This is a genomic window from Achromobacter sp. 1011791174 (assembly GCF_059760925.1).
On sequence record NZ_JCBANH010000043.1, the window covers coordinates 1 to 15035 of the forward strand.

The following is a 15035-nucleotide window of genomic DNA, read 5'->3' on the forward strand; positions in this document are numbered from 1 at the left end:
GGATAAAGGCGGCTGCCATTCATGACATCAAGCGAGGAGGACGCCATGGCCGCAACCCCCAATGTCAGACCCGCCCCGCAACCCCTCAGGGCCGCGACCGCCGCCTTCATCGGCACCACGATCGAGTGGTACGACTTCTACATCTACGCCACGGCCGCCGCGCTGGTGTTCGGCAAGGTTTTTTTTCCCGCCGCCGATCCCTTCGTCAGCACGATGGCTTCGTTCGGCACGTTCGCCGCCGGATTCCTGGCCCGGCCGCTGGGCGGCCTCATCTTCGGTCATCTGGGCGATCGCGTCGGCCGCAAGAAGGCCCTCATGGCGACCTTGGTCATCATGGGCGTCGCCACGGTGGGCATCGGCCTGCTGCCCAGCCATGCGACCGCGGGCATTTGGGCCCCGGCGCTCCTGCTGCTGTTGCGCCTGGCCCAGGGGCTGGCCGTGGGCGGAGAATGGGGCGGAGCGGTGCTGATGGCGGGCGAACACGCCTCGCAACGCCGGCGTATCTTCGCGGCGTCGTTCGCGCAATTGGGCAGTCCGGCGGGCCTGATCCTGTCGCTGCTGGCCTTTCGCCTGCTCACGACCCTGGACGAGCAGGATTTCATCAGGTGGGGGTGGCGCATTCCGTTCCTGATCAGCGCCGTGCTGTTGCTGGTGGGCTATGTCATCCGCATCGGCGTGAACGAATCGCCCGAATTCGCGCAGGTGCTCGAGCGGCGGGAACGCGCCGAGATGCCCGCCAAGGAGGTGTTGCGAACCGCCTGGCGCACCGTGCTGCTATGCATGGGCGTGTGCACGGTGGCGATTGGCGGCATCTATTTCACCAACACCTTCATGCTGTCCTACACCACCCAGACACTGGGGCTGAACCGCGCGTTGATCCTGGATTGCCTGTTCGTGGTGGCCATCATTCAGTTCCTGGTCCAGCCGCTGGCGGCCTGGCTGGCCGATGCGCTGGGACCGGCGCGGGTGCTGCTCACGGCGGCCTTCTGTTCGGTGCTGGCGCCTTATCCGATGTTCATGCTGGTCACGCAGGGAACGGCCTACAGCATCATCGCCGGCATCGCCATCGCGCTGGTCTTCATGGCGGCGATCTACTCGGCCATGGCCGGATACCTCAGTTCGGCCTTCGCCGCGCCCGTGCGCTATTCGGGCATTTCGCTGTCGTATCAACTGTGCGGAGCGGTTGCCGGCGGCATGACGCCGCTGGTTGGCACGTGGCTGGCCTTTCACTACCCCGGCCAGTGGCTGCCCCTGGCGATCTTCTATTCCATCCTCTCGGCCATCTCGCTGCTGTCCATCTGGGCGCTGGCCGGCCACAAGCGCCGTCTTGCGCGCGTGGCTTCCGGCGTCGCGGGCGAAGGGGCCGCGCGGACGGACGCCCGTTGATCATCCCCCGGTCATACCCATTCTCGAAGGAGACGACATGACGCCAAGCACCCCTCCGGCCGCGCTCGACAAGGCGCTGGCCGCGCGCATCCTGCAGGCCGTGGATGCGCGGTTCGACGCTCAGCTCGCATTCACCCAGGATCTTGTGCGGTTTCCGTCGCTGCGCGGGCAGGAGCACACGGCGCAGGACTTTCTGTACGAAGCGATGCGCCAGCGCGGTTTTTCGATGGACCGCTGGAAGATCGACGTGAAGGACATCGAATCGCATCCAGGGTTTGGCCCGGTGACGGTGTCATACGAGAATGCCTTCAACGTGGTCGGCGCTTATCGTCCCGGGCAACAGATTGGCCGATCGCTCATCCTGAACGGACACATCGACGTGGTGCCCACCGGGCCGGTCGAGACCTGGAGCCGCTCGCCCTGGGAGCCGGCCATCGTGGATGGATGGATGCATGGTCGCGGCGCGGCGGATATGAAGGCCGGGCTGGCGGCCAATCTGTACGCCTATGATGCGGTGCGCGCGGCGGGCCTGCTGCCCGGCGCGCCGATTTACTTTCAATCGGTTGTGGAAGAGGAATGCACCGGCAACGGCGCGCTGGCGGCGCTGCTGCGCGGCTATCAGGCCGATGCCGTGATCATTCCCGAGCCCGAAGAGAACATGCTGGTGCGCGCCAATGTGGGCGTGCTCTGGTTCAAGGTGCGCGTCCAGGGGCACCCCACGCATACGCGCGAAATGGCCAATGGCTTCAACGCGATCGATGCCGCCTATGCCGCGATCGAGGCGCTGCGGGGCATCGAAGCCAGGTGGAACGAACAGCGTCATTGCCATCGTCATTTCGAACACCTGGAGCATCCCATCAACTTCAATATCGGCAAAATCGAAGGCGGGGACTGGCCGTCGTCGGTGCCGTCCTGGTGCGAATTCGACGTGCGCGCGGCCATCTATCCCGGCATCACGGCCGACCAGGCCTGCGCGCAAATCGATGACTGCCTGCGCGACGCGGCGTCCGATCCCAGGCTGGGCGGCAGGCCGCCGCAAGTGACCTATACGGGCTTTTACGCTGAAGGTTATGTCCTGGAGCCGGGCAGTGACGCGGAACATACGCTGCGCGCGTGTCACAGGCAGGTCTTCCAGGAAGACCTCGAGAGCTTCACCACGCCCGGCTATCTCGACGCCCGCGTCTTCGTGATATACGGCAACATGCCCACGCTGGTATACGGCCCGAAGTCGCTGGACATTCATGGCTTCGACGAGCGCGTCCATCTCGAATCGTTGCGCCGCGTCACCAAGACCATTGCGCTGTTCATCGCGCAGTGGTGCGGCGTCAGCCCCGAAGGCGGGCAACGGACGGGCTGAGGGGCCGCCCGTCGCCCTGGCCGTGCCTGCTTAGAAGCGCACGGCCAGCTTCAGCTGCCCGGACTGCTGCCGGTTGCCTCCGCCGAATTGCGCGTCGTAGCCGACGCCCACCGTGGTGTTCCGCGCGACCGCCATCTCGGCGCCCAGGCCCAGCACCGCCGCGTTGCGCGCGATGGGCACGCCCGTCACCGAGAAGTTGCTGCCGCCGTCCAGCGCCAGTTCCTGGCGCGGCTTCAGGTCGCCCGAGGCATGACGCCAGCCCACCGACGCGGTCAGGCGGTTGCTGCGCTCGGCGCCAAACTCCCATGCGCCGCGCAGGCCCAGCGTGCTGCTGGCGACGTCATTGGTGCTGGCCGATCCGCTCAGCGCGGCGCTGCCGCCCGACTCCTTGAAGCCGCGCGTGCGCAGCTGGTTCCAGGCCAGGCCGGCGTAGGGTTCGATGCTGTAGGCATCGCCCAGCGGCAGCTTGTAGCCGAGTTCGGTGTAGAGCTGCGTCGATGTGGCGCGATAGGACGACTTGAGCTGCTGGTTCAGCGTGCCGGCCGCGACATCGCGCTTGGCGTCGATGTTGTGCCAGGTGTAGGCCGCGCCGGCCATGAAGCGCAGCTGGCCCGGGCCGGCTGCGAAGTTGCGGCCGCCGAAGACGGTCGCGGTGTAGCTGTCGACCTTGCTGCGCGACGCGCTGTCGGAGATCGTGTTGCGGCTGTCCAGATAGCCCACCGCGCCGCCCACGCGCCAGCCCTTGCCGGCTTCGGTGTCGCCGCCGACGAAGAGTCCGCCGGACGACTGGCTCACGCTGGCCGCGTTGCCGTCGCCCTTGAACTTGCTCCAGTTGCCGACGACCTGCGTCCAGACCGGATAGGCGCCGCTTTGCGGCAGGGCGTCGGGCGAGGGCGCGCCGCCAGCCTGGGCCGTCGGGCGTCCGGCGCGCATGGGTGCGTCCAGGTTGCCGCGCAGGCGGTCCAGCGACAGCGTGCGGACGGTGTCGCCCTGGCTCAGCAGCACGCTGGCGTTGCTGGCGTAGGCTTCGCCGGACAGCTGCTTCAGCGCCGTGCGCGCCTGGTCCTGGGTCATCGTCAGGACTGCTTGCGTGACCTGGCTGGCGCCGCTGGCCTGAGTCGAGGTGTTGCCGCCGTTGCCGCCACCGTTGCCGATGCCGACGCCGGACAGGCCGTTGCCGGTGGACGACGAGCCGCTGCCGGTCGCGGGCGGATCCTGCTTGTCCAGCGCGCCGCCGACGCTGCTCTCGTTGCCCGTGCCGCCGATGCTGCCGATCGGCACGTCGTTGCGCGTCAGCGTCATGTAGACGTTCTTCGGGTCGTAGCTGAGCGTGGGGGTCAGGAAGGCATAGGTGCTGGACGCGCCGGTGAAGCGGCCCTGCACGCCGCCGTCGGCCGTCAGGATGTTGTAGGTGGTGCGCGGCGCGTAGTTGCCGTTGGGGCCGATGTGCTCCACGGTACCGTCGAGCGTGGCCACGCCGGTGACGTGGATGCGGTCGCTCGCGGTGCTGGCGGGGTCGGCGTGCACGCGGTAGATGGTGTTCTGGCCGAAGTTCAGGTTGCCGTTGATCGTGAGCGTGCCGATAGGCGAACCGTCGTTGCCCGGCGCGATGACGGCGGTGGGGTAAAGCGTGGTGGTGCCCAGCTGGCCGACGCCGGCCAGCACGACTTCGCGGCCGATGTCGACGGGGCCGTTGAGCTTGCCGTCGATCTCCAGCGCGCCGTCGGCGATCAGGATGGGACCGGACAGGCCGCTGCTGTCGGCGGTCAGGATCACCGAGCCCGGGCCGGTCTTGACGAAGCCCTGCGTGCCTTGCAGCGGGTTGGTGATGGTGTCGACGTATTGGGCCGAGGCATAGGTGCCGTCGCCGACCACGATGACGGGCTGATTGCCACCGCTGCCGACCAGGGTGATGGGCGCGCCTTGCACGCGATACCGGTCGCTGGCGAACTGGATGCCGGACACGCGCACCGGGCCGGCGCCGCCGTCGACCGTGACCGTGCCGGCCGCGCCGGTGAAGATCGCGTAGCCGCCGTCGGGCAGGGCGCCCGTGGCGTTGCTGGGGCTGTTCCAGTTGGCGCTGCTCGCGGTCCAGGTGCCGTCGCCGCCGCCCGCGCGGGTCGCGGACGCCGCGCCGTTGCCGTTCCACAGGTTGGTGGTGCTGGGGCCCAGGATCAGGTTGATGTGCTTGTCGCCGGTCAGCGTCTGGATATTGGCGGCGGGCACGGAGTCGCCGGTGACCGAGCCCAGGGTCAGGCCGTTGCCGCTGAGGTTGCCGGTGTACGACAGGATGCGGTAGTAGCCGGCGTTGACGCCCAGCGTGTTCACCGAGACGTTCAGCGTGGTGTTGTTCAGGGCCACGTCGCCGCGCACGGTGATGTTGTCGCCGGTACCGGGCTGCGTGATGGGCAGGCCGGCGTAGCCGGTCTCGAAGTCGTACACGGCGTTGTTCATCGACAGGTTGCCGTTGACGATGAGGTTGCCGTTGGAGACGCCGGTGGGGGTGCCGACGGGATAGCCCGGCGCGACGCGCGAGTTGCCCGAGACGTTGAGGTTGCCGTTGATCGCGCCGAAGCCCGAGACGGTTGAGTTCGCGGTTGCGTTGACGTTGCCGCCGAGCGTGACGCCCGCGCCGCCGCCGTTGCCGCCGATCACCAGCGTGCCGCCGTTGACGTCGACGCCGCCGGGGAAGCTGGCCGAGCCGTCGAATACCTGCGTATTGCCTGGCGCAATCGTCAGGTCGGCGGCCATGACGCCCGCGCAATAGGTCGCGCTAAGCGCGACCGTCGTTGTCAGCCATTTTTTCTTGCCATAGATCAAAACGTGAGTCCTTTTGGGTCGATTAATAACCTTATGTCCGATCGTTACTGAATCGCTGTGAAAGTGCTGCCAGGGAGGCGATGCAAGGTGCGCGAACGGAGCCGGTTATTGAAAAAAGGACGAAATTTAAACCAGTTTTTTTGCAGGGAAAAGAATAAAAAAATGGATACCATCCAGGTTGTGGTATTTGATAAAGAGGGTGCCAGCCATTGTTATAAAAATAGTTCGCTGGATACCATCTTTATGATTAGATTGGCGAAAAATGACAAATTGAATGCTAATGAAATAGCATTGTTTCACGTTGGGCTTCGTGTGGTCGGGGGTTTTCGGGAACGCCAGGAGGCGCCCAAGGAACTCATGTGATTTCCTTGAGAAAAGGTGGCCATTCCCTTGAAGATAACTATTTTGTCAGTGTTTGTTAGATTGCGTGCCAAGAACAGGCGAAGATGGCATCGAAATCAGCGAGGCAAGAGGGGCGTTGTGAAGAGATGCAGGGTGCCTGGCTGGTGCTGGTTATTTCTGAGGAGAGGTCGTGCTATCTATATTTGTTTATTATTTATTGGACAATAGAAGTCACGAGAGAGTTGAAAAATTCAAAGCAGGGTAACGCCCGTTTCCGTGAGTCGATATCGTTGCAGCTGTATATTGTTTCGCTTTAGGGCGGCGATTAGGTCTGTGGCCAAGCTCTCGTCCGCTGGCAGCACCAGGGTGCGCAGGCAGTCAACACGTTTGGCGTGAACGGTCAACTGCCCGATGCCGGTGTATATATCGCCGCGCATGGTCGAGGTTTTGACTTCATAGGCCTCGACCAGCTCGGTTCCCCTGGATACGCCAAGATCGAGCAATACGGACTTGACGATTTGTTGATTCCTGGCAAGGCCTTTGCGTTGACGCCATTCGCTCAGGCTTTTCACTACTTCGCCATGCCTGGATACGTAGTCGATGTCGCGGGCCGAGGCCCGTCCCTTTCTGCGGCCGAAGGATTCATCAAAGTACGCGCGATACTGGTGTTCCTTTTCCTTGGCGATCGTGGTCTCCGTCCTGCCCTCCCGGACGGCAGCCTTGAAATCGATGATGGCCTCTACGTAGGCTACGGCTGCAAGGGCGGCGCCACGCGCAGCGATAGGCATGACGAGCAGACCTTCCTTCTGCGACCCATCGCGGGCATATACCGGATGAGTTTGAAGATCCGACCAGGCCACGAACGCGTCCTTTTTGACCCCCGTTGCTCCGCCGCCTACTCGTCCGGAATGGAAAAGATAGATCTGTCCGCTGGACGCGTGCTTGGCGAAAAAGCCTGCAACGGAATCGTTGCGTCCTTCGTAGGGAATATTGATTTCAACGGCGATGGCGACACCGGGGCCTTCATAGATCCGGCCAAACCAATTCAATCGTCGCGGATTGGATGTGTTCTTGTGATCCTGCGACCAGTACCAGTATTCACCATTCGAGTGCAGCTTCGCGGCCGGCCGTCGGCCGCCTTGCCAGCCGATGTCGCGAACTTCCTTTATTGAAAATTCGCGGCGTAGCGTTGCTTCGAGTTGAGATTGGGCCCTGCGAATCTCGGCGCGGTCTTCAATCAGAATGAACATGGCTGGGGTCGATGTGATGTGGAAACCGGGGAGTTTTCGGGTTCAAGCGTTAATACGGTTTCATCGTGTGGATCTGGTTCTTGGCCAGTCGTTGGACGCCGTAGGCGATGGCTCCGCCGAACACATTGGACTCCATCATTCCGGGAACCCGTGCGATCACGTATTCATCCGTTTCTTCAAGAATCTGCGAGTTGGCGAAGTACATGTCTTCCGGCTTGGTATACATCCCCAGCCCGCCCATCTTGCTGCCAAGCAGATGCAGGCTACCGAGATTGACCCGCTTGCCGGTGGCGGGCAAATCGCCCTTCAGGTCTCGCTTGACGAGGCCTGCGAGCGCAGTTGCCGCAGTGGTGAGCTCTTTCTTGTATTGGTCCAGTTGCCCTTCGGACAATTGGGCCAATTCCTTCTCGGGGTATACCGATTGCAGATGGTAGGTGTAGCGGCCAGTCCACTTGGTGTTGGCGTTGTCGACATGGAAGACCAGGGCCAGCCTGAATCTCTCGTCGTCGCAACGCTGCACGAAGACAAATGGCTTGAGATTGAAAGCCGCGGCTTCTCCAGATGCCTTGATGCCGGCGGCTTCCAAGGCGGCAGTCGAGGCTGGCAGCGGATCAACCTGTATGACCGAGTCCTTGTATTGCTTGGCCATTTCCTGGGACAGACGGGAAACGTTCATGCTGCCAAAAATCGGTCCTAACAGAATGCTGCCGCCGCCAGTCTGCATAAAGATATAGCGCGTGCCTTCGATGTAGCCTGCCTGATTCGGCAGATACTTTTTCTCAGGCATATTGGCGGAAACAGAGACTGCCGACTGCATTCCGGCCTGAACGGCAGGAGGCGTCGTTATCTTGAGCGCGGGAGCGCAACCAGCTGCAAGAACGGCCATTGTCAAAACCAAAGGCGGCAAAAGGCGCATTTTTTTAATCCGTCAGCGAGGGAGAAGAGGGTCTGATTGGGTGAGGCAATTTAACTCAATCTCGAGACGTTTTGAAAAAATATTTCATATTAAGAAACGTCTGACTTGTTTATCGCCATCCAAGACAGGGAGAGCCGGCTCCCGTTCGTTTACTGGTATGTGGAATTGAGGTGGACGAACGGTTGCGATCATTCAACGAAACAGGCGTTTCCCTGGAGACCTGATACTGCCGCGCGTTGCGCATTGCGAGTAAGGTGTGGAGATAATCCATGACCATCCGGCACGCCAGCCCGTGCCACGAGCAGGATCAGAAGACCATGAAGACCCCACGCCAGGCATTGCGCCCCATTCTTGCCGCAGTCACAGTCGCAACGCTCACCGCCTGCGCGGACACCCCGCCCCGGCGCGCCGACATGGACTACCGCAGCCGGCCATCTCCCTCGGCACAAAGCCTGAACAGCGCGCCGGCTTCCTCGGACCGGCGCCTGACCATCCAGTCCGGCGAGGGAGAAAGGCTGAATCTTCCCTGGTTCATCCGGGATACGCAGGACTTCATCAACCGCGACTGATCCCGCCCGGGACTGCCGTGATGCGCGGCTGACGCGTCTCGCCCTCGACGGCGCCGCCACGCCGGGCCAGCCAGACATTCGCGCGGCCGCATTCCTCGTCCCACTCGACATATCGCACCACTTCGAAACCGTTGGCTTCCAGCAGATCGCGATACTCCTGGCGGTCCAGGCTGCCGTGATACAGCGGCTGTCCTTCGAGTTCCCCGATCGCTTCCCCCAGTGTGGTCCCGCTGGTGAACATCAGCGGCGCGCCTGGCGCGGCCAGGCGTGCGAAGGTGGCGAACAGGGGCCGCTGGTCTTCGGGCCTCAGGTGAAAGAGGCTGTGCCAGGCGATCAGGCCGTGGAAGGTCTCGTTCAAGGGCATGCGGCGCATGTCGGCGGCGATCCAGCGGTGATCCGGGAACGCGGCTTGCGCGCCTGCGAGCAGGGGCAGGGACGTGTCCACGCCCATGATCTCGCAGCCCTGTTCGATCAGGTGGCGGGCGATGGGCACGCCGTTGCCGCAGCCGATGTCCAGCACGCGCGGTTTGCCGGATGCCGGCAGCAGCGCCAGAAAGCGCGTCAGCCAGCCGCGCTCGAACAGATCCCGGCTTCTCTGCCGCTCAAAGGCGCGGGCATGTTCCTGGTACAGCGCGACCACGTTGTCGGCGGGAGAGGTCGGCGATTTCTTCATCTGGGAGGTCATCACTCGGACTGTCCGGGGAGTCATCAATCGGACGAATATCGGACTGTAACCCCGGGGAATCATCAATCGGACGAATCTTGAAGAATGGCCGGATCACGATCAAACGCCCAGCGAGCGCGATCCTAAAAGAACAAGGGCCGCCTGCCGGCGACCCTTGTTTCCATCGACCGGCGGCTCGCGCCGTCAGTCTTCATGCCGGACGATCACGCGCGCCTCAGTTCCAGCGCCCGCCATTGCCCGCCAGGCTGAAGCGGCCCGCGCCCATGAAGGCGATGGCCAGCGCCGTGAACAGGAACATGCCTTGCAGTTCCAGCGCCCAGCCGCCGTTGTTGGTCAGGCTGCCGAGCTGGCCGGTGTGGGCCAGCAGGATGGCGACCACCATGTTGATGGCGATGATCAGGCCGCCCAGGCGGGTGTAGATGCCTACGATGATGAGCACCGGGGCCAGGATCTCGCCGATGTAGGCGCCATAGGCCAGAAAGCCCGGCAGGCCGTGCGAGGACAGCATGCCGGCGATGCCGCTGACGCCGCCGCCCGAGAGCTTGAACAGGCCGTGCAGCAGGATCAGGATGCCCAGGGTCAGGCGCAGGATCAGCTTGCCGGTGTCGTCGGATTTGATCATGTTGGGGTTCTCTTATTCAGATTGAGAAGAACAGTGGGCTGGTTGGAGCGCACCGCGAGCCTATGGTTCCTCTGTCCGGCCCCCTTTTTCCCCGGGGGTCCGGACAGGCGCGGCCATTATGGCAAAACCCGAGCAAATCCATCAAGCATTCGGCGGTGTATTAACCAACGCTTACAGCTCTTCCAGGTAGCGCATGCGGAAGCGCTTGCCCTTGATGGCGCTGTTGGACAGGCGCGAGAACGCCTGCTTGGCGATGCGGCGGTCCAGCGCGACGTAGGTGTTGAACTCGGTGACGTTGATCTTGCCGACCTGCTCGAACGTCAGGCCGCCGTCGCCGGTCAGCGCGCCCAGCAGGTCGCCGGGCCGCAGCTTGTCCTTCTTGCCGCCCTGGATGCACAGCGTGATCATGGGCGCGCGCAGCGGGCGGTCGGCCTTGGGGCGCAGCGATTGCAGGTCGCCCCAGACCAGCGGGACGCCCTGGTACTGCTCGATCAGGGTGGCCCAGCGCATCTCGTCGGGCGAGCACAGGCTCAGCGCCAGGCCCTTCTGTTCGCCCCGGCCGCTGCGGCCGATGCGATGGACGTGGACCTCGGTGTCCTTGGTCACGTCCACGTTGATGACGGCGCCCAGGTTCTGGATGTCCAGTCCGCGCGCGGCCACGTCGGTGGCGACCAGCACCGAGCAGCTGTTGTTGGCGAACTGGATCAGGATCTCGTCGCGCTCGCGCTGTTCCAGGTCGCCGTTCAGCGCCAGGGCGCTGACGCCTTGCTGGTTCAGGGCCTCGACCAGGTCGTGGCTGCGGATCTTGGTGTTGCAGAAGGCCAGCGTGGACGCCGGCCGGAAATGCGCCAGCAGGCGGGCGACGGCGTCCAGGCGTTCCTCGGGCTTGATCTCGTAGAAGATCTGCTCGATGCGGCTGGCGTCGTGCTGGGCCTCGACCTTGACCTCGGCCGGATTGCGCAGGAAACGGGCGGCCAGCTTGCGGATGTTGTCGGGGTAGGTGGCCGAGAACAGCAGAGTCTGGCGCTTGGTCGGGCAGTGCGAGGCGATGGCGACGATATCGTCGTAGAAGCCCATGTCGACCATGCGGTCGGCCTCGTCCAGCACCAGGGTGTTCAGGCCGGCCAGATCCAGGCTGCCGCGCGCCAGGTGGTCCTGGATGCGGCCCGGCGTGCCGACCACGACGTGGGCGCCGTGGGCCAGCGACTCGGCTTGGGGGCGCACCGCCGCGCCGCCGCACAGGGTCAGCACCTTGATGTTGGAGATCTGGCGCGCCAGCCGGCGCAGTTCCTGCGCCACCTGGTCGGCCAGCTCGCGGGTGGGGCACAGCACCAGGCATTGCGGCGCCAGCCAGGGCGGGTTGATCTTCTGCAGCAGGCCCAGGCCGAAGGCGGCGGTCTTGCCGCTGCCGGTCTTGGCCTGGGCGATGAGGTCGCGGCCCTCCAGGATCAGGGGCAGGCTCTGCGCCTGGATGGGAGTCATCTGCGTGAAGCCCAGGCTTTCCAGGTTCTGGAGCAGGGCGGGGGCCAGGGGCAGGGAGGAGAAGGCGGTTTCGGTCACGATATTGGTCCGGTCACGGATGGAGGCTAGGACGCGTCCCAGGGATTGATGACGGCAATGCCCGCTGCCTGAAAGGGCGCGGCGTCGCGGGTGGCGACGGCGTATCCCCGGGCGGCGGCGATGGCGGCAATATAACCGTCCGCCATTGGCAGGCCCTTGCCGGCGGCGCGCGCCTTGATGGCCAGCGCCGCGTAGTGATGGGCGGCGTCGGCGTCGAAGGCCAGCACGCGCTCGCCGAACAGCGCGACGATGCCGTCGAAGACCATGCCCAGGCCGCGCTTGCGCCGGCCTTCGGGCAGGGCGCCGATGCCGTACATCATCTCGGCGAGCGTGACGCTGGACAGGTACAGGGTCTCGGCCACCTGGTCGTTCAACCAGGTCTTGACCGCCGGATGCGGCTCGGGCTTCATCGCTTCGGAGACGACGTTGGTGTCCAGGACGATCATGCGATTTTCATCGGCTTGGCGGGTTTGCGGTCGCGCGTGTCTTCCAGGACGGCGAAGTCCTCGTTGCGCAGGCCGGCCTTGCGGCCGAGTTCCGCCAGCAGGTCGCCCAGGCGCGGGCGCTGCTCGGCCTTCACCGCGTGTTCCAGGATCTCGCGCACTTCGGCCTCGGTGCTGCGGCCGTGGTTGGCCGCGCGCAGGCGCAGGGCGCGGTGGACTTCGTCGGGCACGTTTCGGACGGTCAGGATCGCCATTGTCAATCGCTTGAGATTGCAGTCAATGCTGTCAATTTTATGTTGATGCAGTCATCCAGGGCAAATCGGCTTCTGACAGGGCCGGGTTCGAGACAGGGGCGCGTTCAATCGCCCGGCATCTGCGCATCCGCCTCGTACGTCCGCGCCAGCGCCGCCGCCGCCTGCTGCATGCGCGGCAGCCAGGCGCGGGCCGCGTCGATGGACAGGCGCGCCAGCGGCGCGTGCAGCGCCACGGCGGCCACGGCGCGGTTGCCGTGCAGGATCGGCACGGCCATGCAGACGATGCCCAGCAGGTACTCCTCGCGGTCGAAGCTGGCGCCTTCCTTGCGGATGCTGCGGAATTCGGGATCCAGCGCCTGCATGTCGCACAAGGTGTTGGGCGTGTAGCGCGGCAGCGGCGCGGCGGCCAGCAGGCGTTCGCGCGCCTCGCGCCGCATGTGGGCCAGGAACAGCTTGCCGCTGGCGCTGCAGTGCAGCGGCACGCGCGAGCCGGGCTGCAGGTTGACGCGCAGCGGCCAGGCGGTCTCGACGCGGTCCAGGTAGACGACCTCGTCGCCGTCCAGCATGGTGCAGTTGCAGGTCTCGCCGATCTCGTCGACCAGGCTGTCCAGGATGCGCAGCACGGACGGCTTGGGCAGGCCGGAGGCCTCGGTCAGGGCGGCCAGCGACACCGGGCGTTCGGATTGCGCCACGAGTTCCAGCAGGGTGAGCGCGCGCAGCGCGGCGGAGGATTCGTCTTTCATCTTTCAAAAAATGAAGATCTGGCCTGTGGCGGTCCGCCCCGTGACGGATTTTGCGGAAAGTGGAACGAGGCGGGATGGGAATGACGGCGCTTCGGGTGCAGTATCGGCGTAGCCCGGCCGATATGCAATCCAGAATCCACCCGTCCAGCGCCGGCCCGCCAGGAGATAGACATGAGCAGCAAGCAACACATGACCCCCAGCGAAGCGTTTGTGGAAACCCTGGTCGCCCAGGGCGTGAAGGACGTCTTCGGCATCGTCGGCTCGGCCTTCATGGACGCGCTCGACCTGTTTCCGGCGGCGGGCATCCGCTTCGTGCCGACGGTGCACGAGCAGGGCGCGGCGCACATGGCCGACGGCTATTCGCGGGTGACGGGCCGGCACGGCGTCTGCATCGCGCAGAACGGCCCGGGCATCACCAATTTCGTGACGGGCGTGGCGGCGGCCTACTGGGCGCACAGCCCGGTGGTGGCGATCACGCCCGAGACCGGCACGTCCGGCATGGGCCTGGGCGGCTTCCAGGAAACCGAGCAACTGCCGATCTTCTCGCGCATCACCAAGTACCAGGCGCACGTCAACCGCGCCGACCGCATGGCCGAGTTCACGGCCAAGGCCTTCGACAACGCCATGGCCGAGCGCGGCCCGGCGCAGCTGAACATCCCGCGCGACTACTTCTATGGCGAGATCGACGTGGCGATTCCCGAGCCGCGCCGCGTGCGTCGCGGTCCGGGCGCCGAGGAAGACCTGGAGGCGGCGGCCAGGCTGCTGGCCGAGGCGCGCTTCCCGGTGATCGTGGCCGGCGGCGGCGTGCTGTTCTCGGACGGGCAGGCCGAGTGCGTGGCGCGGGCCGAGCTGCTGGGCGCGCCGGTGGTGACCAGCTATCTGCACAATGACGCTTTTCCGTCGCGCCATCCGCTGTGGTGCGGCCCGCTGGGCTACCAGGGCGCCAAGGCCGGCATGAAGCTCCTGTCCGAGGCCGACGTGGTGCTGGCGCTGGGCACGCGGCTCGGGCCCTTCGGCACCTTGCCGCAGCACGGGCTGGATTACTGGCCCAAGAACGCCCGCATCATCCAGGTGGACGCCGACCATCGCATGCTGGGGCTGGTGCGCCCGGTGTCGGTGGGCATCTGCGGCGACGCCAAGCCGGCGGCGGCGGCGCTGGCGGCCAAGCTGGCCGCGCGCGAGCTGGCCTGCTCGGCCACGCTGAGCGCGCGCGCCGACCGCATCATTTCCGAGAAGAGCGCCTGGGAAAAGGAACTGGACGGCTGGTCGCACGAGCGCGACGACTGGAGCCTGGACATCATCAGCCGGGGCGGCGGCCGCATGCATCCGCGCCGCATGCTGCGCGAGCTGGAACTGGCCATGCCCGAGCATGTGATGGTGTCCACCGACATCGGCAATATCTGCTCGGTGTCCAACAGCTATCTGCGCTTCGACGAACCGAATTCCATGCTGGCGGCCATGAGCTTCGGCAACTGCGGCTACGCGCTGCCGGCGCTGATCGGCGCCAAGCTGGGCCGGCCCGATCGTCCGGCCGTGGCCTATGTGGGCGACGGCGCCTGGTGCATGAGCTTCCAGGAACTGCTGACCTGCGTGCGCGAGCGCATTCCGGTGACGGCGGTGGTGTTCCATAACGGCCAGTGGGGCGCGGAAAAGAAGAACCAGGTGGACTTCTACGGTCGCCGTTTCGTCGGCAGCAATCTGCAGAACCCGAACTTCGCCGAGTTGGCGCGCGCGATGGGGGCGGAGGGCCTGCGGGTCGAGCACGCCGACCAGGTGGGCGACGCGCTGCGCGCGGCCTGCAAGGCGCAGTCCGAGGGCAAGACCACGGTGCTGGAGATGATGGTGAGCCAGGAACTGGGCGATCCGTTCCGCCGCGACGCGCTCAAGCAGCCGGTGCGCTTCCTGAAGAAGTACCAGCCCTACGTCAACCAGCCCTTCGCGTCGGGGGAAACGCCGCTGTCGATCGAGCCGGCGGGACACTAGGCGCGAGGACGGGCGCGCGCCGGATCCAGAGGTACGGATGCGGTCTAGAGGATCCGGGAGCGGGGATCCGGCGCGGCGCCGGGCCGATGCCAGCGCGCCGCGCGG

General features: G+C 65.2%; 14 protein-coding genes. 5 read left to right on the forward strand and 9 right to left on the reverse strand.

Annotated features, from left to right (window positions below; translation table 11 throughout):
* Window positions 1–45 precede the first annotated feature (45 nt).
* Both AC6LJ5_RS16175 and AC6LJ5_RS16180 read left to right on the forward strand, forming a co-directional pair.
* A complete protein-coding gene (locus AC6LJ5_RS16175) occupies window positions 46–1386 on the forward strand; it encodes an MFS transporter (protein ID WP_498141002.1) in 1341 nt (446 codons plus the stop codon).
* Window positions 1387–1423: 37 nt separating this feature from the next.
* Window positions 1424–2743, forward strand: coding sequence for an ArgE/DapE family deacylase (locus AC6LJ5_RS16180; protein ID WP_498141003.1), 1320 nt, complete (start codon window positions 1424–1426; stop codon window positions 2741–2743).
* A gap of 30 nt (window positions 2744–2773) precedes the next feature.
* Here AC6LJ5_RS16180 and AC6LJ5_RS16185 read toward each other — a convergent pair whose 3' ends face one another.
* The gene (locus AC6LJ5_RS16185; protein ID WP_498141004.1) at window positions 2774–5494 is read right to left on the reverse strand and encodes an autotransporter family protein; all 2721 of its coding nucleotides are present in this window, start codon (window positions 5492–5494) and stop codon (window positions 2774–2776) included.
* A gap of 231 nt (window positions 5495–5725) precedes the next feature.
* Here AC6LJ5_RS16185 and AC6LJ5_RS16190 point away from each other — a divergent pair, with 231 nt between their 5' ends.
* Window positions 5726–5926, forward strand: a complete 201-nt coding sequence (locus AC6LJ5_RS16190; protein WP_498141005.1) for a hypothetical protein — start codon at window positions 5726–5728, stop codon at window positions 5924–5926.
* A gap of 230 nt (window positions 5927–6156) precedes the next feature.
* Here the strand turns inward: AC6LJ5_RS16190 and AC6LJ5_RS16195 are convergent, their stop codons facing one another.
* Together AC6LJ5_RS16195 and AC6LJ5_RS16200 are read right to left on the reverse strand one after the other, a co-directional pair.
* Window positions 6157–7155 (reverse strand): hypothetical protein, encoded by a 999-nt coding sequence (locus AC6LJ5_RS16195; protein WP_498141006.1) that lies wholly within the window; start codon window positions 7153–7155, stop codon window positions 6157–6159.
* A gap of 49 nt (window positions 7156–7204) precedes the next feature.
* The gene (locus tag AC6LJ5_RS16200; protein WP_498141007.1) at window positions 7205–8071 is read right to left on the reverse strand and encodes a hypothetical protein; all 867 of its coding nucleotides are present in this window, start codon (window positions 8069–8071) and stop codon (window positions 7205–7207) included.
* Between the two features lie 317 nt (window positions 8072–8388).
* Between AC6LJ5_RS16200 and AC6LJ5_RS16205 the strand changes: the two genes are divergently transcribed.
* Window positions 8389–8640 (forward strand): hypothetical protein, encoded by a 252-nt coding sequence (locus AC6LJ5_RS16205; RefSeq protein ID WP_498141026.1) that lies wholly within the window; start codon window positions 8389–8391, stop codon window positions 8638–8640.
* On the opposite strand, the gene AC6LJ5_RS16210 is transcribed toward AC6LJ5_RS16205, so the two are convergent.
* From AC6LJ5_RS16210 to AC6LJ5_RS16235, 6 genes are all read right to left on the reverse strand, one after another.
* Window positions 8627–9325: a class I SAM-dependent DNA methyltransferase gene (locus tag AC6LJ5_RS16210; RefSeq protein ID WP_498141008.1), complete on the reverse strand. Its 699-nt coding sequence runs from the start codon at window positions 9323–9325 to the stop codon at window positions 8627–8629. The two genes, AC6LJ5_RS16205 and AC6LJ5_RS16210, sit on opposite strands and share 14 nt — an antisense overlap.
* A gap of 214 nt (window positions 9326–9539) precedes the next feature.
* A complete protein-coding gene (locus AC6LJ5_RS16215; protein WP_103274161.1) occupies window positions 9540–9947 on the reverse strand; it encodes a DoxX family protein in 408 nt (135 codons plus the stop codon).
* Window positions 9948–10118: 171 nt separating this feature from the next.
* Complete coding sequence (gene dbpA / locus AC6LJ5_RS16220) at window positions 10119–11507, reverse strand: ATP-dependent RNA helicase DbpA (protein ID WP_498141009.1); 1389 nt, start codon at window positions 11505–11507, stop codon at window positions 10119–10121.
* 26 nt (window positions 11508–11533) lie between these two features.
* Window positions 11534–11953 (reverse strand): PIN domain-containing protein, encoded by a 420-nt coding sequence (locus AC6LJ5_RS16225; RefSeq protein ID WP_103274163.1) that lies wholly within the window; start codon window positions 11951–11953, stop codon window positions 11534–11536.
* On the reverse strand, window positions 11950–12204 hold the full coding sequence (locus AC6LJ5_RS16230) for a FitA-like ribbon-helix-helix domain-containing protein (protein WP_103274164.1): 255 nt from the start codon (window positions 12202–12204) through the stop codon (window positions 11950–11952). Before AC6LJ5_RS16230 ends, AC6LJ5_RS16225 begins: the two co-directional genes overlap by 4 nt.
* Before the next feature lie 104 nt (window positions 12205–12308).
* Entirely contained in the window at window positions 12309–12947 is a 639-nt protein-coding gene (locus AC6LJ5_RS16235; protein WP_498141010.1) for an IclR family transcriptional regulator, read from the reverse strand.
* Between the two features lie 171 nt (window positions 12948–13118).
* Between AC6LJ5_RS16235 and xsc the strand changes: the two genes are divergently transcribed.
* Complete coding sequence (xsc, locus tag AC6LJ5_RS16240; protein ID WP_498141011.1) at window positions 13119–14930, forward strand: sulfoacetaldehyde acetyltransferase; 1812 nt, start codon at window positions 13119–13121, stop codon at window positions 14928–14930.
* Window positions 14931–15035: the final 105 nt, after the last annotated feature.

Bases quoted from the DNA above. Each gene is read 5' to 3' on its own strand.
- AC6LJ5_RS16175 (WP_498141002.1), top strand. From the start codon at position 46: ATGGCCGCAACCCCCAATGTCAGACCCGCCCCGCAACCCCTCAGGGCC.
- AC6LJ5_RS16180 (WP_498141003.1), top strand. From the start codon at position 1,424: ATGACGCCAAGCACCCCTCCGGCCGCGCTCGACAAGGCGCTGGCCGCG.
- AC6LJ5_RS16185 (WP_498141004.1), bottom strand. From the start codon at position 5,494: ATGGCCGCCGACCTGACGATTGCGCCAGGCAATACGCAGGTATTCGAC.
- AC6LJ5_RS16190 (WP_498141005.1), top strand. From the start codon at position 5,726: ATGGATACCATCCAGGTTGTGGTATTTGATAAAGAGGGTGCCAGCCAT.
- AC6LJ5_RS16195 (WP_498141006.1), bottom strand. From the start codon at position 7,155: ATGTTCATTCTGATTGAAGACCGCGCCGAGATTCGCAGGGCCCAATCT.
- AC6LJ5_RS16200 (WP_498141007.1), bottom strand. From the start codon at position 8,071: ATGCGCCTTTTGCCGCCTTTGGTTTTGACAATGGCCGTTCTTGCAGCT.
- AC6LJ5_RS16205 (WP_498141026.1), top strand. From the start codon at position 8,389: ATGAAGACCCCACGCCAGGCATTGCGCCCCATTCTTGCCGCAGTCACA.
- AC6LJ5_RS16210 (WP_498141008.1), bottom strand. From the start codon at position 9,325: ATGACCTCCCAGATGAAGAAATCGCCGACCTCTCCCGCCGACAACGTG.
- AC6LJ5_RS16215 (WP_103274161.1), bottom strand. From the start codon at position 9,947: ATGATCAAATCCGACGACACCGGCAAGCTGATCCTGCGCCTGACCCTG.
- AC6LJ5_RS16225 (WP_103274163.1), bottom strand. From the start codon at position 11,953: ATGATCGTCCTGGACACCAACGTCGTCTCCGAAGCGATGAAGCCCGAG.
- AC6LJ5_RS16230 (WP_103274164.1), bottom strand. From the start codon at position 12,204: ATGGCGATCCTGACCGTCCGAAACGTGCCCGACGAAGTCCACCGCGCC.
- AC6LJ5_RS16235 (WP_498141010.1), bottom strand. From the start codon at position 12,947: ATGAAAGACGAATCCTCCGCCGCGCTGCGCGCGCTCACCCTGCTGGAA.
- xsc (WP_498141011.1), top strand. From the start codon at position 13,119: ATGAGCAGCAAGCAACACATGACCCCCAGCGAAGCGTTTGTGGAAACC.